We start from the raw sequence: 21,467 nt of genomic DNA, 5'->3' as shown, positions 1-21,467 counted from the left end.
TTTAATAGTTTATCCAAGGAGATCTTAATGAGTTTTGCCGATTTTTACTTCATTATTTGATAATTCTTAGCTATTTCTTGCTTTACTATAATACATATGTATATATAAGGTTCCACTCTTTTCATCTCATCCCTCTAGCCCTGATGGAAACGAAAAGCCTCGAGGCTAACCAGCCACCACACTTTTCTTGGACCAGCAGAGCGACCAACGGAAGCTCCTGCGGAGCCTTAGAAAAATAAGGCTGGTAACGAGAGCTTCTAGTGAACAGCAGGAAATAGCTATAAAGGAAAAAATTAATCGAATCGTATTGCTTTGACAGGCGAAATTTTTGTTACTATATAGGAAGGTATTAACAAAACCAAAGCACATACTGTTACCGTGAGAAAATTCAAACCAAGAATATAACTCAAATCGAGATAAACCGGAGCCTGATTTACATAATAATTTTCAGGATTTAGTTTCACAATCCCAAATTGCTGTTGCAACAACAAAATCACAATTCCAATACCGTTCCCCCAAAGCAAACCTCTCACAGTAAGATAAAATGCGTTATAAAGAAAAACCTTTCGTACCGACCAATTATTAGCTCCTAATGCCTTAAGAATACCAATCATCTGAGTACGTTCTAAAATCAGAACCAACAAAGCTACCACCATATTTATAGTCGCAACCAATATCATCACTACCAAAATTACCACTATATTAAAATCAAAAAGCTTTAACCATTCAAAAATATAACTATATTTTTCGATAATGGTTTTGGTATCCAAGGTTGAAGATGTATGCTTATACACCTGATCCCCTGTTTCTTTAATAGAATTAAAATCTTTAACAAAAACCTCAAAAGCCCCAATTTGACCTTTATTCCATCTATTAATTCGCTGAATATGACGAATATCACCAATAATATAGGTTGCATCAAACTGCTGAAATCCAGAATTAAAAACCCCTGCAATTTTGAATCTTCGAATATTCGGTAATTGACTTTGATTTTCTTTCATAAAAAAAGTATTGAAAGAATCACCCACTTTTAGCCCTAATCGATTGGCTAAAAATTGAGAAATCACAACTTCTTGAGAAACATTTTGAGACAGATTAGGTAATCTCCCAGAAACCAAATACTCTTTTATATTTTTCCAACGGTAATCAGCATCAACACCTTTAAAAATAATCCCCTCGAAAGCAGTTTCTGTCCTAATAATCCCTGCCTTGTTTGCAACTACCTGAATATGATCTATTCCAGATACCGAATTGAAATTTGGATAAAAATCTTGCTTCGTGTCGATCGGAGAAACGGTAATTTCTGATTGATTATTATCGTAATTCGAAATTATAATATGCCCATTGAAGGCTGCAATTTTTTCACGTATCTTATTTTGCAAACCAATTCCTGTTGCCACCGAAACAATCATCATAACCATCCCGATAGCAATAGCTGATATCGCAATATTAATTATTGGAGCTGAGATACTACTTTTATAATCTTTAGCGGTTATAAGCCTTTTCGCAATGAAGTATTCTAAATTCAAATCAATCTATTTTGGTAACGAAACAAATATACACAAGATAATCCTAAGGACATTTATATTTTTATACATACAAAAAATATCAAAGCTGAATTTTCTTTTTCATTTCTTCCACAATATTATAAGCTGCAGGACAAATTGCCACATTCTTAAGAGTCAAATCACTAATTTGCTGAAACTTTTTTCTATCGGTATGCGGAAATTCTCTACATGCTTTAGGTCGAACATCATAAATCAAACAAGCATTTTCATTATCTAAAAAAGTACAAGGAACACTTTGTAAAACATAATCATTCTCCTCATCGACACGCAAATATTGCTCAATAAACTGCTGGGGTTTTTGCCTGAAAAATTTAGAAATTCTCTCTATATCAGCCAAAGTAAACAAAGGTCCTGTTGTTTTACAACAATTAGCACATTTTAAACAATCAGTTTTATTGAATTCGTTATCATGAATATCTTGCATTATATAATCCAAATTCTTTGGGGGCCTCTTTTTTAGCTTATCAAAATACTTTTTATTCTCGATATGCTTATCTTTGGCAAGTTTCCCTAATTCGTTTAAAGCTGGTTTCAATTTCAAATATATTTATGAAGTCGCAAAAATACTAAACTTTGAACTCTAAAATTTAAACTTGGATCTAAATTTATGAAAGACCTATTTGGAAAAGCAATACTTGATTACCAAACCAATAACAATCCCGAAAACTTAATTACCGAAACTTCGATTTCAGAAGAAGACGAAATGAGTGTCGCTTATTTATTTCGAAACTTTAATGAAATGCCAATTATTGAACAAAAAGCAATAGAACTAACCAAAGGAAGAGTTCTTGACATTGGTTGTGGCGCAGGAAGTCATAGTTTAATCATTCAAAACGATAAAAACCTAGACGTAATGTCGATTGACATTTCAGAAGGTGCTATACACACTTGTAAACTCCGAGGACTAAATAATACCAAAGTTCAAGACATAATAACTTTAGAAAACGAAAAATTTGATACTATTTTGGCTTTAATGAATGGGACTGGTATTTTTGGGACACTAAAAGAAACTCCTAAATATTTACAAAAACTAAAAGAACTCCTTAACCCAAATGGTCAAATCCTGATTGATTCCTCCGACCTAATTTATATGTTTGACGAAGATGAAGACGGAGGCAAATGGATTCCAGACACAAGTTATTATGGCGAATTAACTTTTAACATCAAGTACAAAAACGAAAACGAAGAACCGTTCCCTTGGCTCTATCTTGATTACAACACCTTACAAAATGTAGCATTCGCAAATGACTTAAAATGCGAACTGATTCAGGAAGGAGAACATTATGACTATCTAGCAAGACTATTTATTTAAAAAAAGGTCAAATGAGAAAATACCACATTTGACCTTTTTAAGCGTTTCTTATTTGCAAGATTTACCCCTGACTTGCGATTTTTATTGGTAAATGATACAATACTCTAATTTTTTTACCTCCATGCTCACCAGAAGACCATTGAGGGAAAGAGCTGATTACTCGTTTTGCCTCAACTCCAGTACCTCCTCCAAGATCTTTAACAACCTTGACATTTGAAATATTACCATCAGCTTCTATAATAAAATCAACTTTTATTGTTCCGCCTCCTCCGTCATAATCAGGAATTTTAAAATTGGCCGCAATAAACTCCATCATAGCCCTATGCCCTCCAGGGAATTCAGGCCTCACCTCCACCTCTTCATAATTATAAGGTGCATCATCAACTATAGTTGCAGTAACTTGAGCCGAAGCAAGACTAACAACAAACAAAGCAATAATAGAAAGTAAAATTCTTTTCATAAGTTATTTCAATTTATTTATGATTATACTTAAAACAATCGGAAAGTATTTTTTTATCAATAAAACTTAAATTTTAAGATAATAAAATCAAATATATAAAAATAAGTTAATAAAATTATCATATACTCATAAAATATCTTCTTTAAATCTATAAAAAAGCACAAAAAAAACAGACTAATTACCGAAATAAAACGTTTTAACAAACTACAACTTACAATAGGCGTAAATTCCACTAAAAACAAAAGAAATTTGCACAATAAAAAAAGTTGCCATTAGCCTCAACAATTCGAGGTAATTAGCAACCTAAAAAATAAATTTTACAAAAAAATTAAGGAATATTCAAATACTTATGCGTTTGTAAAGACACTCTCCATTTAGGATTATTCATGACATAATCAACTATTAGAGGAGTAATTTCTTCTTTTTTACTCCATTCTGGTTGTAGAAATAGAATTGCATTAGAATTTACTTTTTCAGCTTGTTCTTCGGCAAAAACAAAATCATGTTTATTATAAATAATCACCTTTAGTTCATCAGCATTCTCATAAACAGTTTTGGTTGGCAATTTGTTTTTCTTAGGGGAAAGACAAATCCAATCCCAAGTCCCACTTAAAGGATAGGCACCAGAAGTCTCTATATGAACTCTTAAGTTATTATTCTTTAACTCAGCCGTCAACGGTTCCATATCCCACATAAGAGGTTCCCCTCCGGTCACAACAATAGTATCAGCAAATTTCGTTGCATTATTCACAATCAAATCAATTTTTGTCGGAGGATGTAATTCAGCATTCCAACTTTCTTTAACATCACACCAATGACATCCAACATCACAACCTCCAATACGTATAAAATAGGCAGCAGTACCTGTATGAAAGCCTTCGCCTTGTATTGTATAAAACTCTTCCATTAACGGAAGCATTTTTCCTTTATTAACTTCTAATTGAACCTCTTTAGATAACATTATATAAATTTAGTTTGCAAAGATACGCAATTAATAGAAATGCGAAGAGTCACTATAAAACAAAACTAGAAGCAATAAATTATATAAAAAAACGGCAACCATTTCTGATTGCCGTTTGATTAAATTATTTTTAATGATTATTTTAAAGATTTCAATGAATCCAAAGCGTATTGATTAGCTGGATCGATACTTAATGTTTTATTAAAATACTCAATTGCTTTTGCTTTATCGAAATTAGCATAACTAGCTCCTGTAGTGTTATAACTCTCAATTACTTTTTTAACAACAGCAGGCTTAGCTAATTCTTCAGGACCTTTTTCTGTAACAACATTAACATATTCAGTATAGTACTTAATAGTCATTTCATCATTTTCTAACAAACTATTTATTCTAGCTCTATACAAATAAGCATCTTGAGTTTTAGGAGAAGCCTCGATCACGGCACCATAAGCCAAATCACCTTTTTGAAGACCAGCGGTATCGCGTTGAGCTGCTTCTTTCCCAGCATTCTCAAAATAATAACTATTTCCTAAATAGAAATTATCTAACACATATGATTTTGATTCTTTATTTTGAACAGCGACTGTAAAAAGAGCACTAGCTTGTTTAAACAATTTAGATTCATATAAACTTTTACCTAATTCGCTAACATTTGTTGACAAACCATTAGGATCCATTTGAGAAGATTTATTTAAATCTAATAAACCATTTTCAAATAAAGCGCTATCAAGATTAGCTCCATCAGTCCCCACTGCTTTTTTAATTTTTGACAAACCTAAAATTTGATAATCAAAAGCAATAATTTTATTAGTTGGTACAGATGTAAAGCTTTCTAATGACTTAATGGCTACATCATAATTACCGTTTTGGTAAGCTGAGATTCCTAAATAACGTAAGATTCTAGGGTTAACCTTATCCAACTCTACCATTTTATTAGCTTCAACTTCCAATGCTTTGTATTCCCCAGCCAATACTAAGAAATCAGCATGACGCATTCTTGAACTTAAAGAATAATCCGTTAGAGTCAAATATTTCTCGTAATTAACCAAAGCTCTATCTATATACATTCTGTATTTAGATGGCTCGTTTCTTCCCCACAAGTAATAGGTTTCAGCTAATTCACGATAAACAGGACCGTAGTTTGCATTAATACCAATTACTTCATCAAAAGCTTTTATAGCCTCAGTATAAGCTTTTGCTCCTTTTAACAAAACACCTAATTGCATTTTAGCTCTTATCAAAGTATTATCTGACGCATATGCTGCTCTATAAGCCGAGTATGCTTCATTTTGATTTTTGTCACCATAATAAGCATTCCCTAAAGCTAAATTTAATTGAGGATCTTCTGGTTTTACAAGTTTTGCTTTATTCAAATACTCAATAGCTTTTTTGTAATCTGGATTGTGAGATAATGTATATGCTCTACCAATGAATATATACTCCTCAATATCTTTTTTCTTTAAATTTTTAGTAGCTAGAGCAAACTTTTGTTCTGCAGCTGAAGGATTAGCATTGTCTAAATCAATCAATCCTAATCCAATGTTGTTTAAATTAGCAGCATCAGAATCAGAAAGTCCCTTTTCATAATAAATCTTTGCTGAGTCAGCATTATTTTGCAATAAATATACATTACCTAAATAAAAATCAGCTATACCATCGGTAGGTTTTGCAGCAATTATCGATTTTAAAATTGATTTTGCACTTTCAAATTGTTCAGCATCAATTGCTTTTCTAGCTTGATCAATATCCTGTGCTTGGCTGATTCCAACTCCAGCCAATAAGGCAATACTTAAAACTTTAACTTTGTTCATCTTCATTATATTAATTTATACTATTTCTTTTCACTATTAGATTTATTCTTTACAATATTTAAATTCCTTGTCGGAATTTTATAAGGTAATAAACCTGATTTTAAAATTATTCTTTGTCCAATATCACCAGCGACGAAAGAAGCAAACCCCATTCCTAAACCATTATATCCTTGACAATTTACAATATATAAATCTCTTAGTAACGGATAGGTTCCTTCGGCAAAATTACTTTGAGTAGGCGCATAATACCCTTCTTTTGTTTGCCCCTTTACATTTAAGATATTAATATTTTTAACTATTGTTGACATTGAAGGATTTGGTTGTGACAACCAATTAACACCAACCACACCAATCATGCCATCGTTTTCAGAAACAAATTTTATGACATCATTATTAGTTTTGAACGTATAGATATCTTTTTCAGGTAAACTTGATAGGCCTGCTAAGTTATTCATATAACTAACTGTACTAGAATTTGGGTTATCAAAAACTAATCCTTTAATTTTTGAAGCCCTATCTCCTTTCATAAAATCAACGACTTCCTTAACACTTATCAATGTATCATTATTTGACTTATTGGATACAAAAGCAATTCCATCAGTTGCAAACTTTGTAATTTTAGGCATTATTTTTCTTTGCTCAAAGATATTTAACTCTTTTTTAGTTAAATCACGAGCCAAAACAACGATACTTGCTTTTTTGTCAAATAAAGCATTTAGCACTTCAGCCTCTGATTTAGATACCAAAGTAATCTTTGCATCATAACTACTTTCAAAAACCATTACTTGATCTTCGATAATTGGAGTAACTGTCTCATCAACAAGGATAGTTGTTTTCCCTTTTAAAATTGTCTCACCATTAGAATCTAAATTTTCATTTTTCTTACAACTAAAAAAAATGAAAACAATTGATAATAAAAACAAGGAATATTTAAACTTAGACATAACTAATCTTTATTTGAATTATAGAAGCGAAAAAAACGAATAATAGAATACACAATTAACACAACGCCTAAAGCGATTCTATATTGTATTCTCATTTCAAAAGGAAGATTATCCCAAAAAATCACCATTAGCCCTAAAAAGAAATAGGCTACAAAAACCAATATGGTTATAATAAGAAGAAATCGCTCAATAAGCGATTTCTTCATAAAATTATTAAATAAATTACTTAACATTATTCAGCTGTTTGAATCGTAATCGGCAAAGAATATAACACCCTTACCTTTTTACCATTTTGCTCTCCTGGAAGCCATTTAGGACATTTATTCAAAACCCTAATAGCTTCTTTTCCAGTTCCATAACCTATATCCCTAATTACTTTGATATCTGTTAGAGAACCATCTTTTTCAACAACGAAAGTAACATATACTTTACCCTTAAGCCCTTCTTCTTCAGGAGTTTGGTAGTTTTTAGCTACGAAAGCATAAAATTTCTCAATACCTCCTGGGAACTCAGGTTTTTGTTCAATACCTGCCAAAGAGTGAACACTTGTATCTTCAGCAATAACTTCAACTACTGGTCCATTACCTACTTCTTCAACTGTAAGAGGCGCATCTGGATCCCCTTTGATAGTCTCAGCACCAGTCTTTTTATCTTTGATATCGTCCATTTTTGGTATATCCTCCGTAACCTCTTCAGCTTTAGCAACAACAGGTTTAACGAATTTAACCTGATCTTGTTTTGGAGGTGGAGGTGGTGGTGGTGCTAGATCTTTAGGAGCTTCTACTTTTTTCTTTGGTGGCAATTTAACTGCTGTAATCTTAATGTCGTTATCTACAGTTTCTTCACCTTCTGGCAACATATTTGCAATAAGAGGTGCACTAATAGCTAGAGCAAAAAGTATGCTACCAATGATAAGAGCTCGCATAGAAGTCCTGCGATTCGATTTTCTCAGCTCATAAGCTCCATAAAGCTTATTACGCCCTTCAAAAACGATCTCAACCCATTGATTTTTTATTAAATCTAATTTCATTTTTCTTAATTATTAGGTTATTAGGAACAATTATTTGTTACCCTCTAACAATTTTACTTCTTCTGGTAAAAAATCGTTAACGATTGCATAAGAACCAGTCTTATTAACCCCTACTATAGCCATTTCATCCAATACATCAACCAGATTACGGTAAGTCGATTTTTTACTAGGTTTAATGATTACGATCATTCCCTTTCCAGGCTCTCCTTTAGCGGTAGAATATTGCTTAACTTGCTCCATTCTTTTTAACAATTCTTGACGAATTCCATCTTTACCATAAGAAAAGTCTTTTGGAGCTACCAATGGTGTTGTAACCATACCCATATAACTAACCAATTTGCCATTTTCTCCTAACAATAAAGTTAACGTTTTGTTTTCGTCAACTTTAATATCATTCTTTACAGTTTTATTATCATCTTTATCTGGCAACGTCAAATCCATGGATTGAGGTTTAGACAAGGTGGTAGTAAGCATAAAGAATGTGATCAATAAGAAAGCCAAATCCACCATGGCAGTTAAATCTACCTTAGAGTTTTGTTTTTTACTTCTTACCTTGCCACCGCCTTTTTTACCACCGCCACTGTCGGTATTTAATTCAGCCATTTTAGTGTGTCTTTTTTAATTAAAAATTCTTTCCTCTTAAACCTGTAACCAAGTTAAAGCTATTAACTTTTTGATCTTGCAATAAGTCCATTACTTGTTTGATTGCAGGATATTGCTCTTTCGCATCCCCTTTAATTGCAAAATTCAATTCTTTATTGTTAACTTCAATATTAGCTTTACGAGAATAAAGAACCCAATCTTTCAATTGGTTATCTAATGAATCTTTAGGAATCCCAGGTTGTCCTGCTTTATTTCTATCAGCTGATTTCATATTTAAAATTTCTTTTAAATTCTGAATAGGCACCCCAAAACTTTCCATTAATCCAAATTGTTCTTTTTCTTGATCCGTAAAAGAAACATTATATTTATCTGACATAAATTCAAGAGCCTTCACACGAACATCTTTTCCTTTAAGGTCAAAAAACACTGCTGTTTTCCCCTCTACCTTACCAATTGTCAACATAGACAAGTTATCTGCTGGCAACTTAGTTTGCACAGTAGATTGTGGAGTATCAACTGGTAATACCTCAGGTGTTTTAGCAGTGGCTGTCAAAATAAAGAACGTTAGCAAAAGAAACGCAACATCACACATCGCCGTCATATCGGTAGATGTGGACTTTTTCTTCATTACTATTTTTCCCATTATTTTATATTTTATTTGATATTTAAAATATCAAAATTAATTTAATTATTGTTTTAAACTACCTCTAAAGTGTCTGTAAGTATTTACGATTGTAGTACCAGCCTCATCAATAGAGTAAGTTAAATCATCAATTTTTGAAGTAAAGAAGTTGTAAGCAATAATTGCAGCGATAGAAGTAGAGATCCCTGTAGCTGTATTAATCAAAGCCTCAGAGATACCAACAGCAAGTGCAGCTTGGTCTGGAGTTCCAGCAGTTGCCAAAGCACCAAACGCTTTAATCATCCCTGATACTGTACCTAATAATCCTCCAAGAGTTCCTAAAGATACTAAAGAAGAAATGATTGTCATGTTTTTCTCTAACATTGGCATTTCAAGAGCAGTAACCTCTTCGATTTCTTTATGAATTACTTCAGAAGCTTCTTCACTATTGAATCCTTCTTTTTTAACATCTTGGTATTTAATTAATGCAGATTTAATTGCATTTGCAACAGAACCTTGTTGTTTATCACATGAAACAATAGCACCATCAATATCTCCTGATTTGATGCTAGTTTGAATAGTTTGCATGAATTTATCTAAATTACCTTTTCCAGCAGCTTTTGTGATAACAAAAAATCTTTCAATAGAGAAAACCAAAACCATTAATAACAAACCTAATAATACTGGTACGATAATACCTCCTTTATAAACTGTACCTAATAAATTAAGTGGATGTCCTTTTTCTGCATCTCCTCCTTCAAAGTTTGATGCATCTCCCATTATTTGAGACCAAACCAAATAACCTACAAAAATACATAATGCAATAATAATTCCTGAAACCATTCCTCCACCTTTTGAAGTGCTTTCTTTTTTAACTTTAACGTTTGCCATTTTTTTTAAATTTTAAATATTTATTTTAGTTTTAATAAACTTGTATTGGAGCAAATTTAATTTTTTAGTTCAAATAAAAAAACTTTTTTTTCAGTAATCTCATAATTTCTTTTAATCTAAAGACAGTACTACAACGTTTTTTAAGAATAATTAGATATTATTTCTATTAAAACATTATAAAAAATTTAAAAACAAATCAATTTTAAGCATTTAAAGTTTTTTTCTTTAAAAAAGGCATACAACAAAAACCTAATAATCTTATCAAATCAGTATCTTTTTGTGATAATTTATAATAGAAAATTCTTGATTATATCAATTGGAGAATATTTAATAACTTGCAAATAATAATAAAATCTAATCGTAATGGGCAAAAAAGAAAATTTTATTCAGCAAATAAACGACGGTTATTTATCAAAAGGTGACAGTATAACACTAGGAAGTTCTATACTTGACGGTGAAGTATTAGCTGATGCACATGTGAAAATTCCACTTAAAACCTTAAACAGACACGGACTAATTGCTGGCGCAACTGGAACAGGAAAAACAAAAACAATTCAGGTGCTCTCTGAACAACTATCTTCTTTTGGGATTCCAGTATTAATGATGGATATAAAAGGAGATTTTAGTGGTATCGCAAAAGAAGGAGAAGAAAAAGACTTCATAAAAGAACGTCATGCGAAATTAAACATTCCTTATAATGTATCAAGTTTCCCAGTCGAACTAATGAGCTTGTCTAAACAAGATGGAGTTAGACTTAGATCGACAGTTTCTGAATTTGGTCCAGTTCTTTTTTCAAGAATTTTGGATCTCAATGACACTCAATCTGGAGTTCTTGCGGTTATTTTTAAATACTGCGATGACAACAAAATGCCTTTATTAGATTTGAAAGACATCAAAAAAGTCATTAGCTATATAACAGAAGAAGGAAAAGATGAGATTGAAGCCAGTTATGGCAAAATATCCACTTCGACTACAGGGACAATTCTTAGAAAAATAATTGAGTTAGAACAACAAGGTGCTGATTTGTTTTTTGGAGAATTATCATTTGAAATCGACGACCTCATGCGAATCGATGAAAACGGAAAAGGCTATATTAACATAATACGATTAACAGACATTCAGGACAAACCCAAATTATTCTCTACTTTCATGTTGAGTTTATTGGCCGAAATATACCAACAAATGCCAGAGAAAGGAGATGCTGACCAGCCAGAACTTGTTCTATTTATAGACGAAGCACATTTAATCTTTAATGAAGCTAGCAAAGTATTATTGGAACAAATAGAAACCATAGTCAAATTGATTCGCTCCAAAGGAATCGGTATTTATTTTATAACCCAAAATCCTATGGATGTCCCTAGTGGTGTTTTGGCACAACTCGGATTAAAAATCCAACATGCTTTAAGAGCTTTTACTGCCAATGACAGACAAGCCATCAAACAATCGGCTGATAATTATCCTACCTCAGACTATTACAAAACAGCAGAAGTTCTGACAAGCTTAGGAATTGGAGAAGCATTTGTGACAGCTTTAAACGAAAAAGGGATACCAACTCCTTTAGTAGCAACAATGATGCGAGCTCCTATGAGCAGAATGGATGTTTTGACAGATTCTGAGATTCAAGAAATCAATTCAAAATCAAAATTAGTTAAAAAGTACAATGAGGCCATAGATCGTGAAAGTGCCTATGAAATACTTACACAAAAAATAGAAACTGCACAAGAACAAGCTACAGTTATCGAGAAGGAAGAAGTAAAAAAAACAAAAAGCAACGAACCAAGCACGGCAAGTGTAGTTACAAAATCAGTTTTGAAAGTTGTAACTAGTGCTACATTTATTAGAGGAGCATTTGGAATATTATCCAAAATGTTTAAAAAATAATATTAGGAGATGAGAACCTGTTATAAATATCTAATGATTCTGATGATTCTTTGCAGTTGCAACTCCAAACCTGACAAAAAAAACACAACTTATATCAAATTACAAATCGTAAAAACCGAAAAAGACTTTGAAAAAATGGTGGCCGAAAAAGGGTTAGCTGAAAGTTTTTATCATTTTGCAGATTCAAATGCTGTCATCAAAAGAGAACGCGACACCTTAATTATTGGTAAAGACAATATCAAAAAATACTATTCTAATCCTAAATACCGAAACATAACCGTTACTTGGACTCCAGACGATGTAAGGGTTTCGGATGCTGGAGACATGGCTTCTAGTTATGGTAAATACAATTGGATTTCAAAAAATACTGATGGAAAAACAGAAACGCTGAAAGGAGTTTTTCATACAGTCTGGAAAAAACAAACCGACGGTACATGGAAATACATCTGGGATTGAGATAAAAACAGGTTTTATACCATAAAAAAACTCGTCATTGCTGACGAGTTTTTTTGAAATATAAATTTTCTAATTAGATAATTAACATTGCATCACCGTAAGAATAGAACTTGTATTGTTCTTTGATTGCTTCTTCGTATGCTCTTTTCATTAAATCATGACCACAAAAAGCAGAAACCATCATTAACAAAGTAGATTTTGGTGTATGGAAATTTGTAATCATACAAGTTGGAATAGCAAAATCGTGAGGAGGAAAAACGAATTTATTGGTCCAACCATCATATGGATTTAGTGTATTTTGTGAAGAAACCGAACTTTCTACGGCACGCATTGAAGTTGTCCCAACGGTACAAATTCTTTTCTTAGCAACTTTGGCAGTATTTACAATATCACAAGCCTCCTGAGTGATTTTTAATTCTTCCGAGTCCATTTTGTGTTTAGACAAATCTTCAACCTCAACCGGATTAAAAGTTCCTAAACCTACATGAAGAGTAACTTCGGCAAATTTAACTCCTTTGATTTCTAATCTTTTTAATAAATGCTTAGAAAAGTGTAAACCTGCTGTTGGAGCAGCTACTGCACCTTCTTCTTTAGCATAAATTGTTTGGTAACGTTCTGCATCTTCAGGAGTTACATCACGGTTAATATATTTTGGGATTGGAGTTTCCCCAAGCTCAGTCAATTTATTTCTAAATTCTTCATAAGAACCATCATAAAGGAAACGCAATGTTCTACCACGAGAAGTTGTATTATCAATCACCTCAGCAACTAATGAATCATCGTCACCAAAGTATAATTTATTTCCAATTCTAATTTTACGAGCTGGATCAACTAATACATCCCAAAGTCTTTGTTCTGCATTTAGTTCTCTTAGCAAAAACACTTCTATTCTAGCACCAGTTTTTTCTTTGTTTCCGTACAAACGAGCTGGAAAAACTTTTGTATTATTCAATATTAAAACATCTCCATCGTCAAAATAATCGATGAGATCTTTAAACATTTTATGGGTTATGGTTTGATTCTTACGGTCAACAATCATCAAACGAGACTCATCTCTGTTTTCGGCCGGATATTCTGCAAGAAGTTCTTTTGGTAGGTTGAAGTTAAAATTAGATAATTTCATTTGCTGTTTGTTTAAAAGTTTAATCCTTCGACTATGCTCGGGATGTCCAAAAAGATCATTTTGAAAACCAAAATAACTAAATGGGTTGCAAATATACGATTGTGAAATAGGCGTTGTCAAGTGTTTAGAGGTTTATTTTTATCGACTTAACCCTATCCGAACAAAAAACCGTTAAACTATCGATTAAAATTTTAGGTAAATGACCATTTTTGAACAACTAGAAACCCTAATTTTTTTAGATCATCCCAAAAATCAGGATATGATTTTGAAACTACATCGGCATTATCAATAATGATTGGCACTTTTAATCCTAATGGTGCAAAAGCCATTGCCATTCTATGGTCATTATAAGTTGCAATTCTTACTTCTTCTTTGATCGTATTAGTAGCCACTAATGTCAAACTATCATTCGTTACAGATATATTAGCTCCTAATTTTGTCAATTCGATTCTAAGTGCTTCTAGTCTATCGGTTTCTTTGATTTTTAAAGTGTGTAAACCTGTCAGATGGCAACCAATTCCAAGACCTAAACAAGTAACAACTATGGTTTGAGCAATATCTGGAGTATTATTTAAATCGAAAGTAATGTCTTTATAATCGAAACCTTCTTGTTTTGTTAATGTAATTTTATCGCCTTCAAATTTTGAAGTAACTCCCATTTGCTTGTAAATTTCAACTAAGGCCGAATCCCCTTGCAAACTTGTTTCCTTGTAACTGGTTAAAGAAACAGAAGCCGTTTTGGCTAAAGCTACTAAACTAAAATAATAAGAAGCCGAACTCCAATCTGATTCAACAGTCATTACTTTGGAGGCTACTTCTTTTTTAGGTTTTACCGTTATTACGTTTCCAACAAAACTTGTTTCTATATCCAAATCATTTAGCAAAGCCAAAGTCATTTTAATATAAGGAACAGAAGTAATTTCGCCCTCAAGAGTCAGTTCTATTCCGTTTTCCAATTTTGGTGCAACCAAAAGCAAAGCCGAAATATACTGGCTACTTACATTGGCTGGAATACTCACTTTGTTGGCGGTTATTTTTTGTCCTTTTATTCGAATTGGAGGGTATCCTTCCTCTTTTTCATAGGTAATTTTGGCTCCTAATTGTACCAAAGCCTCAACCAAAACTTTTATAGGACGTTCCGTCATTCTTTGTGAACCCGTCAAGACTACTTCTCTACCTTCATTTACTGCAAAATAAGCAGTCAAAAAACGCATTGCCGTTCCAGCATGATGAATATCAACTATTTCATCATTTCCTTTCAATGCTTTTTGCATCACCTCGCTATCATCAGAGTTGGAGGTATTGGCCAAAGTAATATTAGGAAAAAGTGCCTGTAGTAATAAAAGTCGATTGGTTTCGCTTTTAGAACCCGTTATTGCAATTTGTTCTTGTAAATCGTGATGAGAAGTTTGTACTAGTAAATTCATTATTTTAGAATGCGTTGTTTAGGTCTTTTCGGCAAATTTATTTTAAAAAAAGGAGGTACCAAAGCTTTACTTTGACATATCACATTATTTTAATTTATCGTTGTTTTTGTGACGGTCTTTATCGCGTACCGATTTCAAATTCATTTTTTTATCAAAAGCAGCTTGCAAATCGATTCCGGTTTGATTGGCTAAACATAAAACAACAAAAACAACATCGGCTAATTCTTCCCCCAAATCTTTATTTTTGTCACTCTCTTTCTCGGATTGTTCACCGTAACGACGGGCGATAATTCTAGCCACCTCTCCTACTTCTTCAGTAAGTTGTGCCATATTGGTCAATTCATTAAAATAGCGAACTCCGTGTTCTTTTATCCAATTATCGACATCTAACTGAGCATTTTTCAAATCCATGATTATATTTTTTTTAGTACAATTTTTTCATTTTGACTTACGATAATTTTCTGAAAAAAATCTTTTAGCATACCGTAATCTTCTGGTGCAAATGTACTACTGTTTACTTCACTAATACTCATAATTTGAATTTTATCTTCATCGATCAAACAATTTAATGAATACACCACTTGTTTATCTTCTGAAATGATTTTCATTGATTTTGGTACCGATTCAATAGCATATCCTTCTGGAATTTGAATATTCAAATTAAATCGTTCTATGTTTTTATATCCAAAATATACTGGCATTTGTCGTACTTCTTGATTAAATGGATTCTTTCCTCTGGTTAAAAACAAAAGCGGATTTATAAAAAATTTCCCTCCTATTATTTCCAATTGTCCATTTGAGGTAAAATCGAATGTTTCCATAATAGCCTCATTTATATTTGTCTTTTGGTTTTGAATTCGATACTTAGTAATAGAAAGATCTCCTAATTGTTCTTCCAATTTTTCAAGATATTCCTCCTGAGATTTCGTATTATTTTCGACTCTAAAACGATAAGCATCATAATCGGTACGTTGAATTCTTACTTGCCCGTCTATTTTTCCTCCATCATCAATTTTAACCAATAAATTAAAGTTTTCCCTAGAAGGATTTTCTGGTTCTAAATCAATTTCTTGCGAAGTTCCATTGCTTTTAATAAGCCTTCCTTTCCAATTCAAAACATTGATAGGCAAAATATTGGGCGATGTGAATTTTTGAGAAGCATCTAGCAATATTTGCTTGCCGTCGATCGCAGCAGCGGCAATTACATAATTAAAACCTGTTCGAGTAGGGTAAGCTGGATATCCGTTTTCTATGGTGCTTACTAAAACCGGATTGGCTTCTATACCAGCTAATCGAAGCATATTTATCAAAATAAAATTGATTTCGGCTACGTTTCCAATTTGATCAGCATAAGCTTTTGCAACTCCTTTATCTGGATAATAATCAAGACTTTCATTCCAATTCATTCGGTTTTGAACGTATGCAAAAATCTTGTTCATCCTTTCAGTTGGCGATTCAACATTAGCCAATAATCGACTAATGTCGCTCAATAAAAACTGAGTATCCTTGAATTCTTTTGCAAATTTCTCGTCCTTAAAAATGGTACTAGCAACCCCCTCCCAAGTCATTGTATAATCTTTGACTGGTTGATCTGGAAAACGAATACGCTCTAATTCCTGTTTTATACTCCCTCTATAATTTTCGATATTATTTACAAAAGGTTCTTCTTTTAGTGCTGGAATATTTTTACCCAAATAAGTTGAAACAATTTGTTTGTATGAAAAACTTGTAGATTGACCGTACTGATTATCAAAAACCTGCGTTCCTGAAGTTAGTTTTGCGTTGGTTTCTAAAGGGACATAACCAATTAAAAGTGGCTTATAAACATAATACTCGGGCAATTCCGTTTTATAATATACGTAATCTACAGGAATTTCATACTGGAAATCAAAATCAGGAAATTTTACAATGTTCTCGGACTTTAACTCATATTTATATTCGATAATCGAACCAACTTTTACATTAGGGAGTGTGATTGCCTTTTCTTTCCAATACTTGTTAATTTTATTTTTAAAGGTTCCCTGACTTTCCAATTTAGTTTTTACGATTGATCCTTTTTCTAAATTGTAGGTCACTGCATCTGAAAATGCTAACTGATCATTATTTATGTTTTCATAACCAACATAAAACTTCACCCTTTGGTTGGCCCATTCTAAACCTTCCTTTTTATAAATTTTTATTTTTATTTCGCATTCATGAATAGCCGAAAATCCAATTTTATCTTTATAACTAAAATAAGTTCTTCCTTTTTTAAATAATATAGCTGCTACTGCAGAAGAATCTTTAGGATGTACTTTTTGTTGCAATTCGGCTACGGTAACTTTTCCTAATTTATATTCTTGAGCAGTGGAGTTTGCAATTCCAAAAAATAATACTACAATACTAATTATTCTATGTAAAGTCATTTTAGATTTTTTTTAATATTATTTTTTCCGTTTGTTTATTTATCATTTGCTGAAAATAATCTTTGAGCTGAGGATATTTTTCAGAAGATACAATTGCAGTTTTGATTGTATTAGTAGCCAACAGCTGAATGCTATTTCCATTTTGCTGAAAATAAAAATGAAAAGATTCTAAACCGTCTTGGCTAACAAGATCTAATTGCTGAGGCATAGATTCGACAGTATAACCTTCAGGAATGTTTAAAATCAGTCTGTAATTCTCTTGTTTTGGATAACCAAAATCTACTGGGAAATCTCTTTTTTCCTGTGTAAAAGGATTTCGCTCTTTACTTAGAAACAACAAGGGAGTTATATAAATTTTATCCTCCACAATCTCAGAGTATTTTTCGCTTTCAAATAAAAACGTTTCTACAACTGGCTTAGATAAATCTTCCATATTGTCTCTTACATACTCCCTGATCGCAATTTTATGTTTGTTTTCAAAATTTTCCAAATAATTCTCGTTGGTAGTCAAATGATTGGTTGTTCTAAAATCTAATGCTAAATGATCCGAAAATTGATTTTTTACTTTACCAGAAACCTTCCCTTTAGAATCTATGTCCGCAACCATAATGACATCTTTGAAAGATAAGAATTCTGGCATTAAGCTAACCTGAACCGAACTTCGGTCATCTCGAATCAAACGCCCTACCCAATTCAAATCTCTAATGGGCAACACATTTGGAGTCGCATATTTTTCTGATGCATCCAAAAATATCATTCCATCCTTATCTTCCACCGCTGCAATTACATAATCAAAGGCGGACGTACTGGGGTAAAAAGCAATTCCATTCTCACGAGTACTAATTAAGACTGGACTGGCTTTTAGCCCTGAATACCTCAACATTGCTGTAAGCATCAAATTAATTTCGGCTATATTTCCTGATTTTGAGATAAAAGCTTTTCGGACACCCTCGCCACAATGAACTCCTCTTCCCTGATTCCATTTTATCGATTGTTTTGCAAAATCAAATACTACTTTAATTTTTTCTTCCTGCGTTTTTGCTTTCCCTAAAACAAGATCCAATTCTTTTCTAAAATAGGCGGTTTTGTCCAGCTCATATCTAAATGTATCCGAATCGTATATGGTTTTCACAACCGACTCCCAATCATTTGCATAACTATAACTAAACCCCGAATTATTATCTATCATTGCAAATTCATGAGTAATACTGGAAATATAATTCTTTATATTATTTACATATTCCTCTTCTTTTAATGCAGGCAAATTATAGGCTGTATAAGTCGTAACAATCTCAATAAAATTACTTGGAGTATTTTTGCGTGAAACTGAAATAGTAGGAGAAATCATTCCCCTTTGAAAAGTTTTGAAAACAAACAGCTCCGGAATTCTAGTAACGAACTTGGAAAAATTTACAGGAATACTTGATTGAAAATCCCATCTAGGAGGAACAACAATAGCGTCCTGTGTGCGAACGATAGTAAACTCGATGACAGACCCTACTTTTACATTAGGCATAACAAGAACTTGTTGTCCAAAGTTATTATCAAATTTATCTCCAAGAAACCCCACATTTGTATCGAGTTCAGTTTTCTCAATCTTCCCGTCAACCAAATTATAAGTAAATGCATTATAGACGTTTATTCTTTCGTTTAGTCCTTTATTTAAAAAATAACGGCTTTCACCCCATTTCAAACCTTCTTTCTTGTATATTTTTATACGTACTTTGGTATTGATATTGCTGTAAAAATAAGGGCCTGAACCTTTCAAAATGCCTGATTCGCATTCTGTAAATAAAACGGCAGCTACAGCACTTGTGTCTTTGGGATGTTGCTTTTCGTTTAATTCTTCTATTGATACTTTTCCGAGATCAAAATTTTGAGCGGCCGTTTTGATTAAACCTCCAACTAAAACAAAAGCAATAAATAGAATACGTAATCTCATTTTTTAGATCCTCTTTAATATTATTTTCTCTGTTTCCTTAGTAATCATTCCTTGATAATAATCTTTTAATGCCGTATAATATTCCGAGGAAACAATTGGAGTAATTATTTGATGCGAAATACTTATTTGAATTTTATTTCCTGCTACATTGGCTATATACCTAAATTGACCAATATTATTTTCGATATTCATTTGTGTTGATTTAGGTAACGACTCCACCTCAAAACCTTCTGGTAAATCTATATTGATTGTAAATTTGTCCTCAAAAGGGAAACCATAATCAATTGGATATTCTCTAGTTTCTTGTTTAAAAGGATTTTGCGATCTAGTGAAAAACAGCATCGGATTGAGGTAGATTTTTTCCCCTATTACTTCACATAGATTGTTTCCGACAAAAGAACAAGTTTCCGTAACAGGTAATTTCACATCTTTTTCATTTGCTCTCGAATAATCAGAAATTTCTATTTTATTATTTTCATTTTCAAGTTTCTCTAAATACTCTTCTTCTTTGACATTTTCAGACTCTAATATAAACCCTAATGCATTGTGATTAGTTCTTTGACGTCTCATTTTTCCTGTAATTTTTCCTGTAGCATCAATTGCATAGATCATTGCAACATTATCATTTGAAATCATTTTTGGCATTAAATCTACTTCTTCTGAAGATCCATCTTTTCTAATTAATCTCCCAATCCAATTTAAGTCTCTAAATGGTAAAACATTTGGGGTAGAATACTTGTTTGTCGCATCAAGTAAAATAAAACCCTGAGGAGTTTCAACAGCTGCAATTACATAATTAAACGCAGTTCTATTTGGGAATATCGATATCCCATGACTTCTTGTACTCACTAATACAGGATTTGCTTTAAGTCCAGAATTTCGCAACATAGCTACAAGCATCAAATTGATTTCAGCAACATTACCAACTTTATCTTTATATGCTTTTTTTACACCATTATCACATGAATAACCATAATTTCCGTTCCAAACTATGGAGGATTTCACATGCCCTAAAATTGCATTAATAATATCATCTTGATTGGTTAAACCCGCAATAACCGATTTTAAATTCTCTTCAAAATATCCTGTTTTATTAAGTTCTGCGCCAAAATCATCATAATCATATATGGTTTTAACTACTGAATTCCAATCTGTAGAATACGTTTTTATAGGTGAATTAGGATATTTTGTCATCGACAATTCTTGCTCTAATGCCAAAGTGTAATTCCCTACATTATTTACAAAAGCTTCTTCTTTTATTGCAGGAATATCCTTTGCTATATAAGTTGTTTTGGTTTCTACATATTCAATTTTATCCTGAGAAAATGAAGTTCTTGCAGCAGTAAATCCTCCTCCTGTTCTTTCTTTGCTAGTAATATTAATAGAATTTGTTTTCTTTTCGACTGCGATTTCAGGAGCAATATACCCTTTCATTTTTGTATTATAGACAAAATACTCCGGTATAAAGGTTTTGTATTCTGCATAATTTACAGGAATATCCGTTTGAAAATCAAATTCCTTTAATCGCCCAATACTTTCGGTCTTAATTGTATAGTTAAACTCTAGAACCGAACCTTCTTTTACATTTGGCAAAGTAATTTTTTTTCTGCTCCAATATTTATTTACATTTTCAACAAATTCCCCTTCGCTATTTAACTTTGTTTTTTCAATTTTCCCTCCGACCAAATTATAGGTTACTGCATCTGAAAAATTTACTTTTTCCTTAATATTATCATTCCCTGTTCCGAATATCACTGCGTGATTTGCCCATTCGTATCCCTCTTTTTTATAGATCTTGATTCGCATAGCAACTTCGGTAATCACAAAAAAACCACTCTCTTGCGAAAACTCAAATTTAGTTTCTCCTTTTTTAAATAAAATAGCAGCCACTGCCGAAGTATCTTTAGGATGAACTTTTTGTTCTAATTCAGCTATAGAAACTTTTCCTAATTTGAATTCTTGGGCAGCTGTTTTAGAAATGAACAATAGTAATATGGCAAAACTAAATAGTTTGATAATTTTCATTTTGTA

General features: G+C 32.3%; 19 protein-coding genes. 3 read left to right on the top strand and 16 right to left on the bottom strand.

All coding sequences use genetic code 11. The annotated features are described in order from the left end of the window. Positions 1–293: 293 nt before the first annotated feature. Together ABEB18_RS13660 and ABEB18_RS13655 are read right to left on the bottom strand one after the other, a co-directional pair. A complete protein-coding gene (locus ABEB18_RS13660; RefSeq protein ID WP_348799867.1) occupies positions 294–1,529 on the bottom strand; it encodes an ABC transporter permease in 1,236 nt (411 codons plus the stop codon). A 79-nt stretch (positions 1,530–1,608) separates the two neighbouring features. After that, entirely contained in the window at positions 1,609–2,103 is a 495-nt protein-coding gene (locus ABEB18_RS13655) for a YkgJ family cysteine cluster protein (protein ID WP_348799866.1), read from the bottom strand. Between the two features lie 72 nt (positions 2,104–2,175). Here ABEB18_RS13655 and ABEB18_RS13650 point away from each other — a divergent pair, with 72 nt between their 5' ends. After that, on the top strand, positions 2,176–2,880 hold the full coding sequence (locus ABEB18_RS13650; RefSeq protein WP_348799865.1) for a class I SAM-dependent methyltransferase: 705 nt from the start codon (positions 2,176–2,178) through the stop codon (positions 2,878–2,880). A 61-nt stretch (positions 2,881–2,941) separates the two neighbouring features. Here ABEB18_RS13650 and ABEB18_RS13645 read toward each other — a convergent pair whose 3' ends face one another. From ABEB18_RS13645 to ABEB18_RS13610, 8 genes are all read right to left on the bottom strand, one after another. Further along, complete coding sequence (locus ABEB18_RS13645) at positions 2,942–3,340, bottom strand: energy transducer TonB (RefSeq protein WP_348799864.1); 399 nt, start codon at positions 3,338–3,340, stop codon at positions 2,942–2,944. A 328-nt stretch (positions 3,341–3,668) separates the two neighbouring features. Further along, complete coding sequence (locus tag ABEB18_RS13640) at positions 3,669–4,301, bottom strand: 7-carboxy-7-deazaguanine synthase QueE (protein WP_348799863.1); 633 nt, start codon at positions 4,299–4,301, stop codon at positions 3,669–3,671. A gap of 137 nt (positions 4,302–4,438) precedes the next feature. After that, positions 4,439–6,112: a tetratricopeptide repeat protein gene (locus ABEB18_RS13635; RefSeq protein WP_348799862.1), complete on the bottom strand. Its 1,674-nt coding sequence runs from the start codon at positions 6,110–6,112 to the stop codon at positions 4,439–4,441. 20 nt (positions 6,113–6,132) lie between these two features. Beyond that, positions 6,133–7,056 carry a PstS family phosphate ABC transporter substrate-binding protein gene (locus ABEB18_RS13630; protein WP_348799861.1) on the bottom strand — a complete coding sequence of 308 codons (924 nt, stop codon included), beginning with the start codon at positions 7,054–7,056 and terminating at the stop codon, positions 6,133–6,135. A 232-nt stretch (positions 7,057–7,288) separates the two neighbouring features. Then, complete coding sequence (locus ABEB18_RS13625; protein WP_348799860.1) at positions 7,289–8,086, bottom strand: energy transducer TonB; 798 nt, start codon at positions 8,084–8,086, stop codon at positions 7,289–7,291. A 30-nt stretch (positions 8,087–8,116) separates the two neighbouring features. Beyond that, entirely contained in the window at positions 8,117–8,689 is a 573-nt protein-coding gene (locus ABEB18_RS13620; RefSeq protein WP_348799859.1) for an ExbD/TolR family protein, read from the bottom strand. A gap of 19 nt (positions 8,690–8,708) precedes the next feature. Next, entirely contained in the window at positions 8,709–9,332 is a 624-nt protein-coding gene (locus ABEB18_RS13615) for an ExbD/TolR family protein (protein WP_348799858.1), read from the bottom strand. Between the two features lie 45 nt (positions 9,333–9,377). Continuing rightward, entirely contained in the window at positions 9,378–10,202 is an 825-nt protein-coding gene (locus tag ABEB18_RS13610; protein WP_348799857.1) for a MotA/TolQ/ExbB proton channel family protein, read from the bottom strand. A 363-nt stretch (positions 10,203–10,565) separates the two neighbouring features. Between ABEB18_RS13610 and ABEB18_RS13605 the strand changes: the two genes are divergently transcribed. Further along, complete coding sequence (locus tag ABEB18_RS13605) at positions 10,566–12,083, top strand: helicase HerA-like domain-containing protein (RefSeq protein ID WP_348799856.1); 1,518 nt, start codon at positions 10,566–10,568, stop codon at positions 12,081–12,083. Positions 12,084–12,092: 9 nt separating this feature from the next. Then, positions 12,093–12,539 (top strand): YybH family protein, encoded by a 447-nt coding sequence (locus tag ABEB18_RS13600; protein ID WP_348799855.1) that lies wholly within the window; start codon positions 12,093–12,095, stop codon positions 12,537–12,539. Positions 12,540–12,612: 73 nt separating this feature from the next. Here the strand turns inward: ABEB18_RS13600 and queA are convergent, their stop codons facing one another. The 6 genes from queA to ABEB18_RS13570 form a co-directional block, all read right to left on the bottom strand. Continuing rightward, positions 12,613–13,662 (bottom strand): tRNA preQ1(34) S-adenosylmethionine ribosyltransferase-isomerase QueA, encoded by a 1,050-nt coding sequence (gene queA, locus ABEB18_RS13595; RefSeq protein WP_348799854.1) that lies wholly within the window; start codon positions 13,660–13,662, stop codon positions 12,613–12,615. 191 nt (positions 13,663–13,853) lie between these two features. Then, a complete protein-coding gene (gene aroA / locus ABEB18_RS13590) occupies positions 13,854–15,089 on the bottom strand; it encodes a 3-phosphoshikimate 1-carboxyvinyltransferase (protein ID WP_348799853.1) in 1,236 nt (411 codons plus the stop codon). An 84-nt stretch (positions 15,090–15,173) separates the two neighbouring features. Next, the gene (locus ABEB18_RS13585; protein WP_348799852.1) at positions 15,174–15,500 is read right to left on the bottom strand and encodes a nucleotide pyrophosphohydrolase; all 327 of its coding nucleotides are present in this window, start codon (positions 15,498–15,500) and stop codon (positions 15,174–15,176) included. Between the two features lie 2 nt (positions 15,501–15,502). Continuing rightward, on the bottom strand, positions 15,503–17,494 hold the full coding sequence (locus ABEB18_RS13580; protein ID WP_348799851.1) for a DUF3858 domain-containing protein: 1,992 nt from the start codon (positions 17,492–17,494) through the stop codon (positions 15,503–15,505). Position 17,495: 1 nt separating this feature from the next. Next, a complete protein-coding gene (locus tag ABEB18_RS13575; RefSeq protein WP_348799850.1) occupies positions 17,496–19,436 on the bottom strand; it encodes a DUF3858 domain-containing protein in 1,941 nt (646 codons plus the stop codon). Between the two features lie 3 nt (positions 19,437–19,439). Beyond that, a complete protein-coding gene (locus ABEB18_RS13570; RefSeq protein WP_348799849.1) occupies positions 19,440–21,461 on the bottom strand; it encodes a DUF3858 domain-containing protein in 2,022 nt (673 codons plus the stop codon). Positions 21,462–21,467: the final 6 nt, after the last annotated feature.

The organism is Flavobacterium adhaerens, assembly GCF_040045115.1.
GTDB lineage: Bacteria > Bacteroidota > Bacteroidia > Flavobacteriales > Flavobacteriaceae > Flavobacterium > Flavobacterium adhaerens.
The sequence above is the reverse complement of the archived record's forward strand: the minus strand, read 5'-3'. Positions and strand labels throughout refer to the sequence as shown.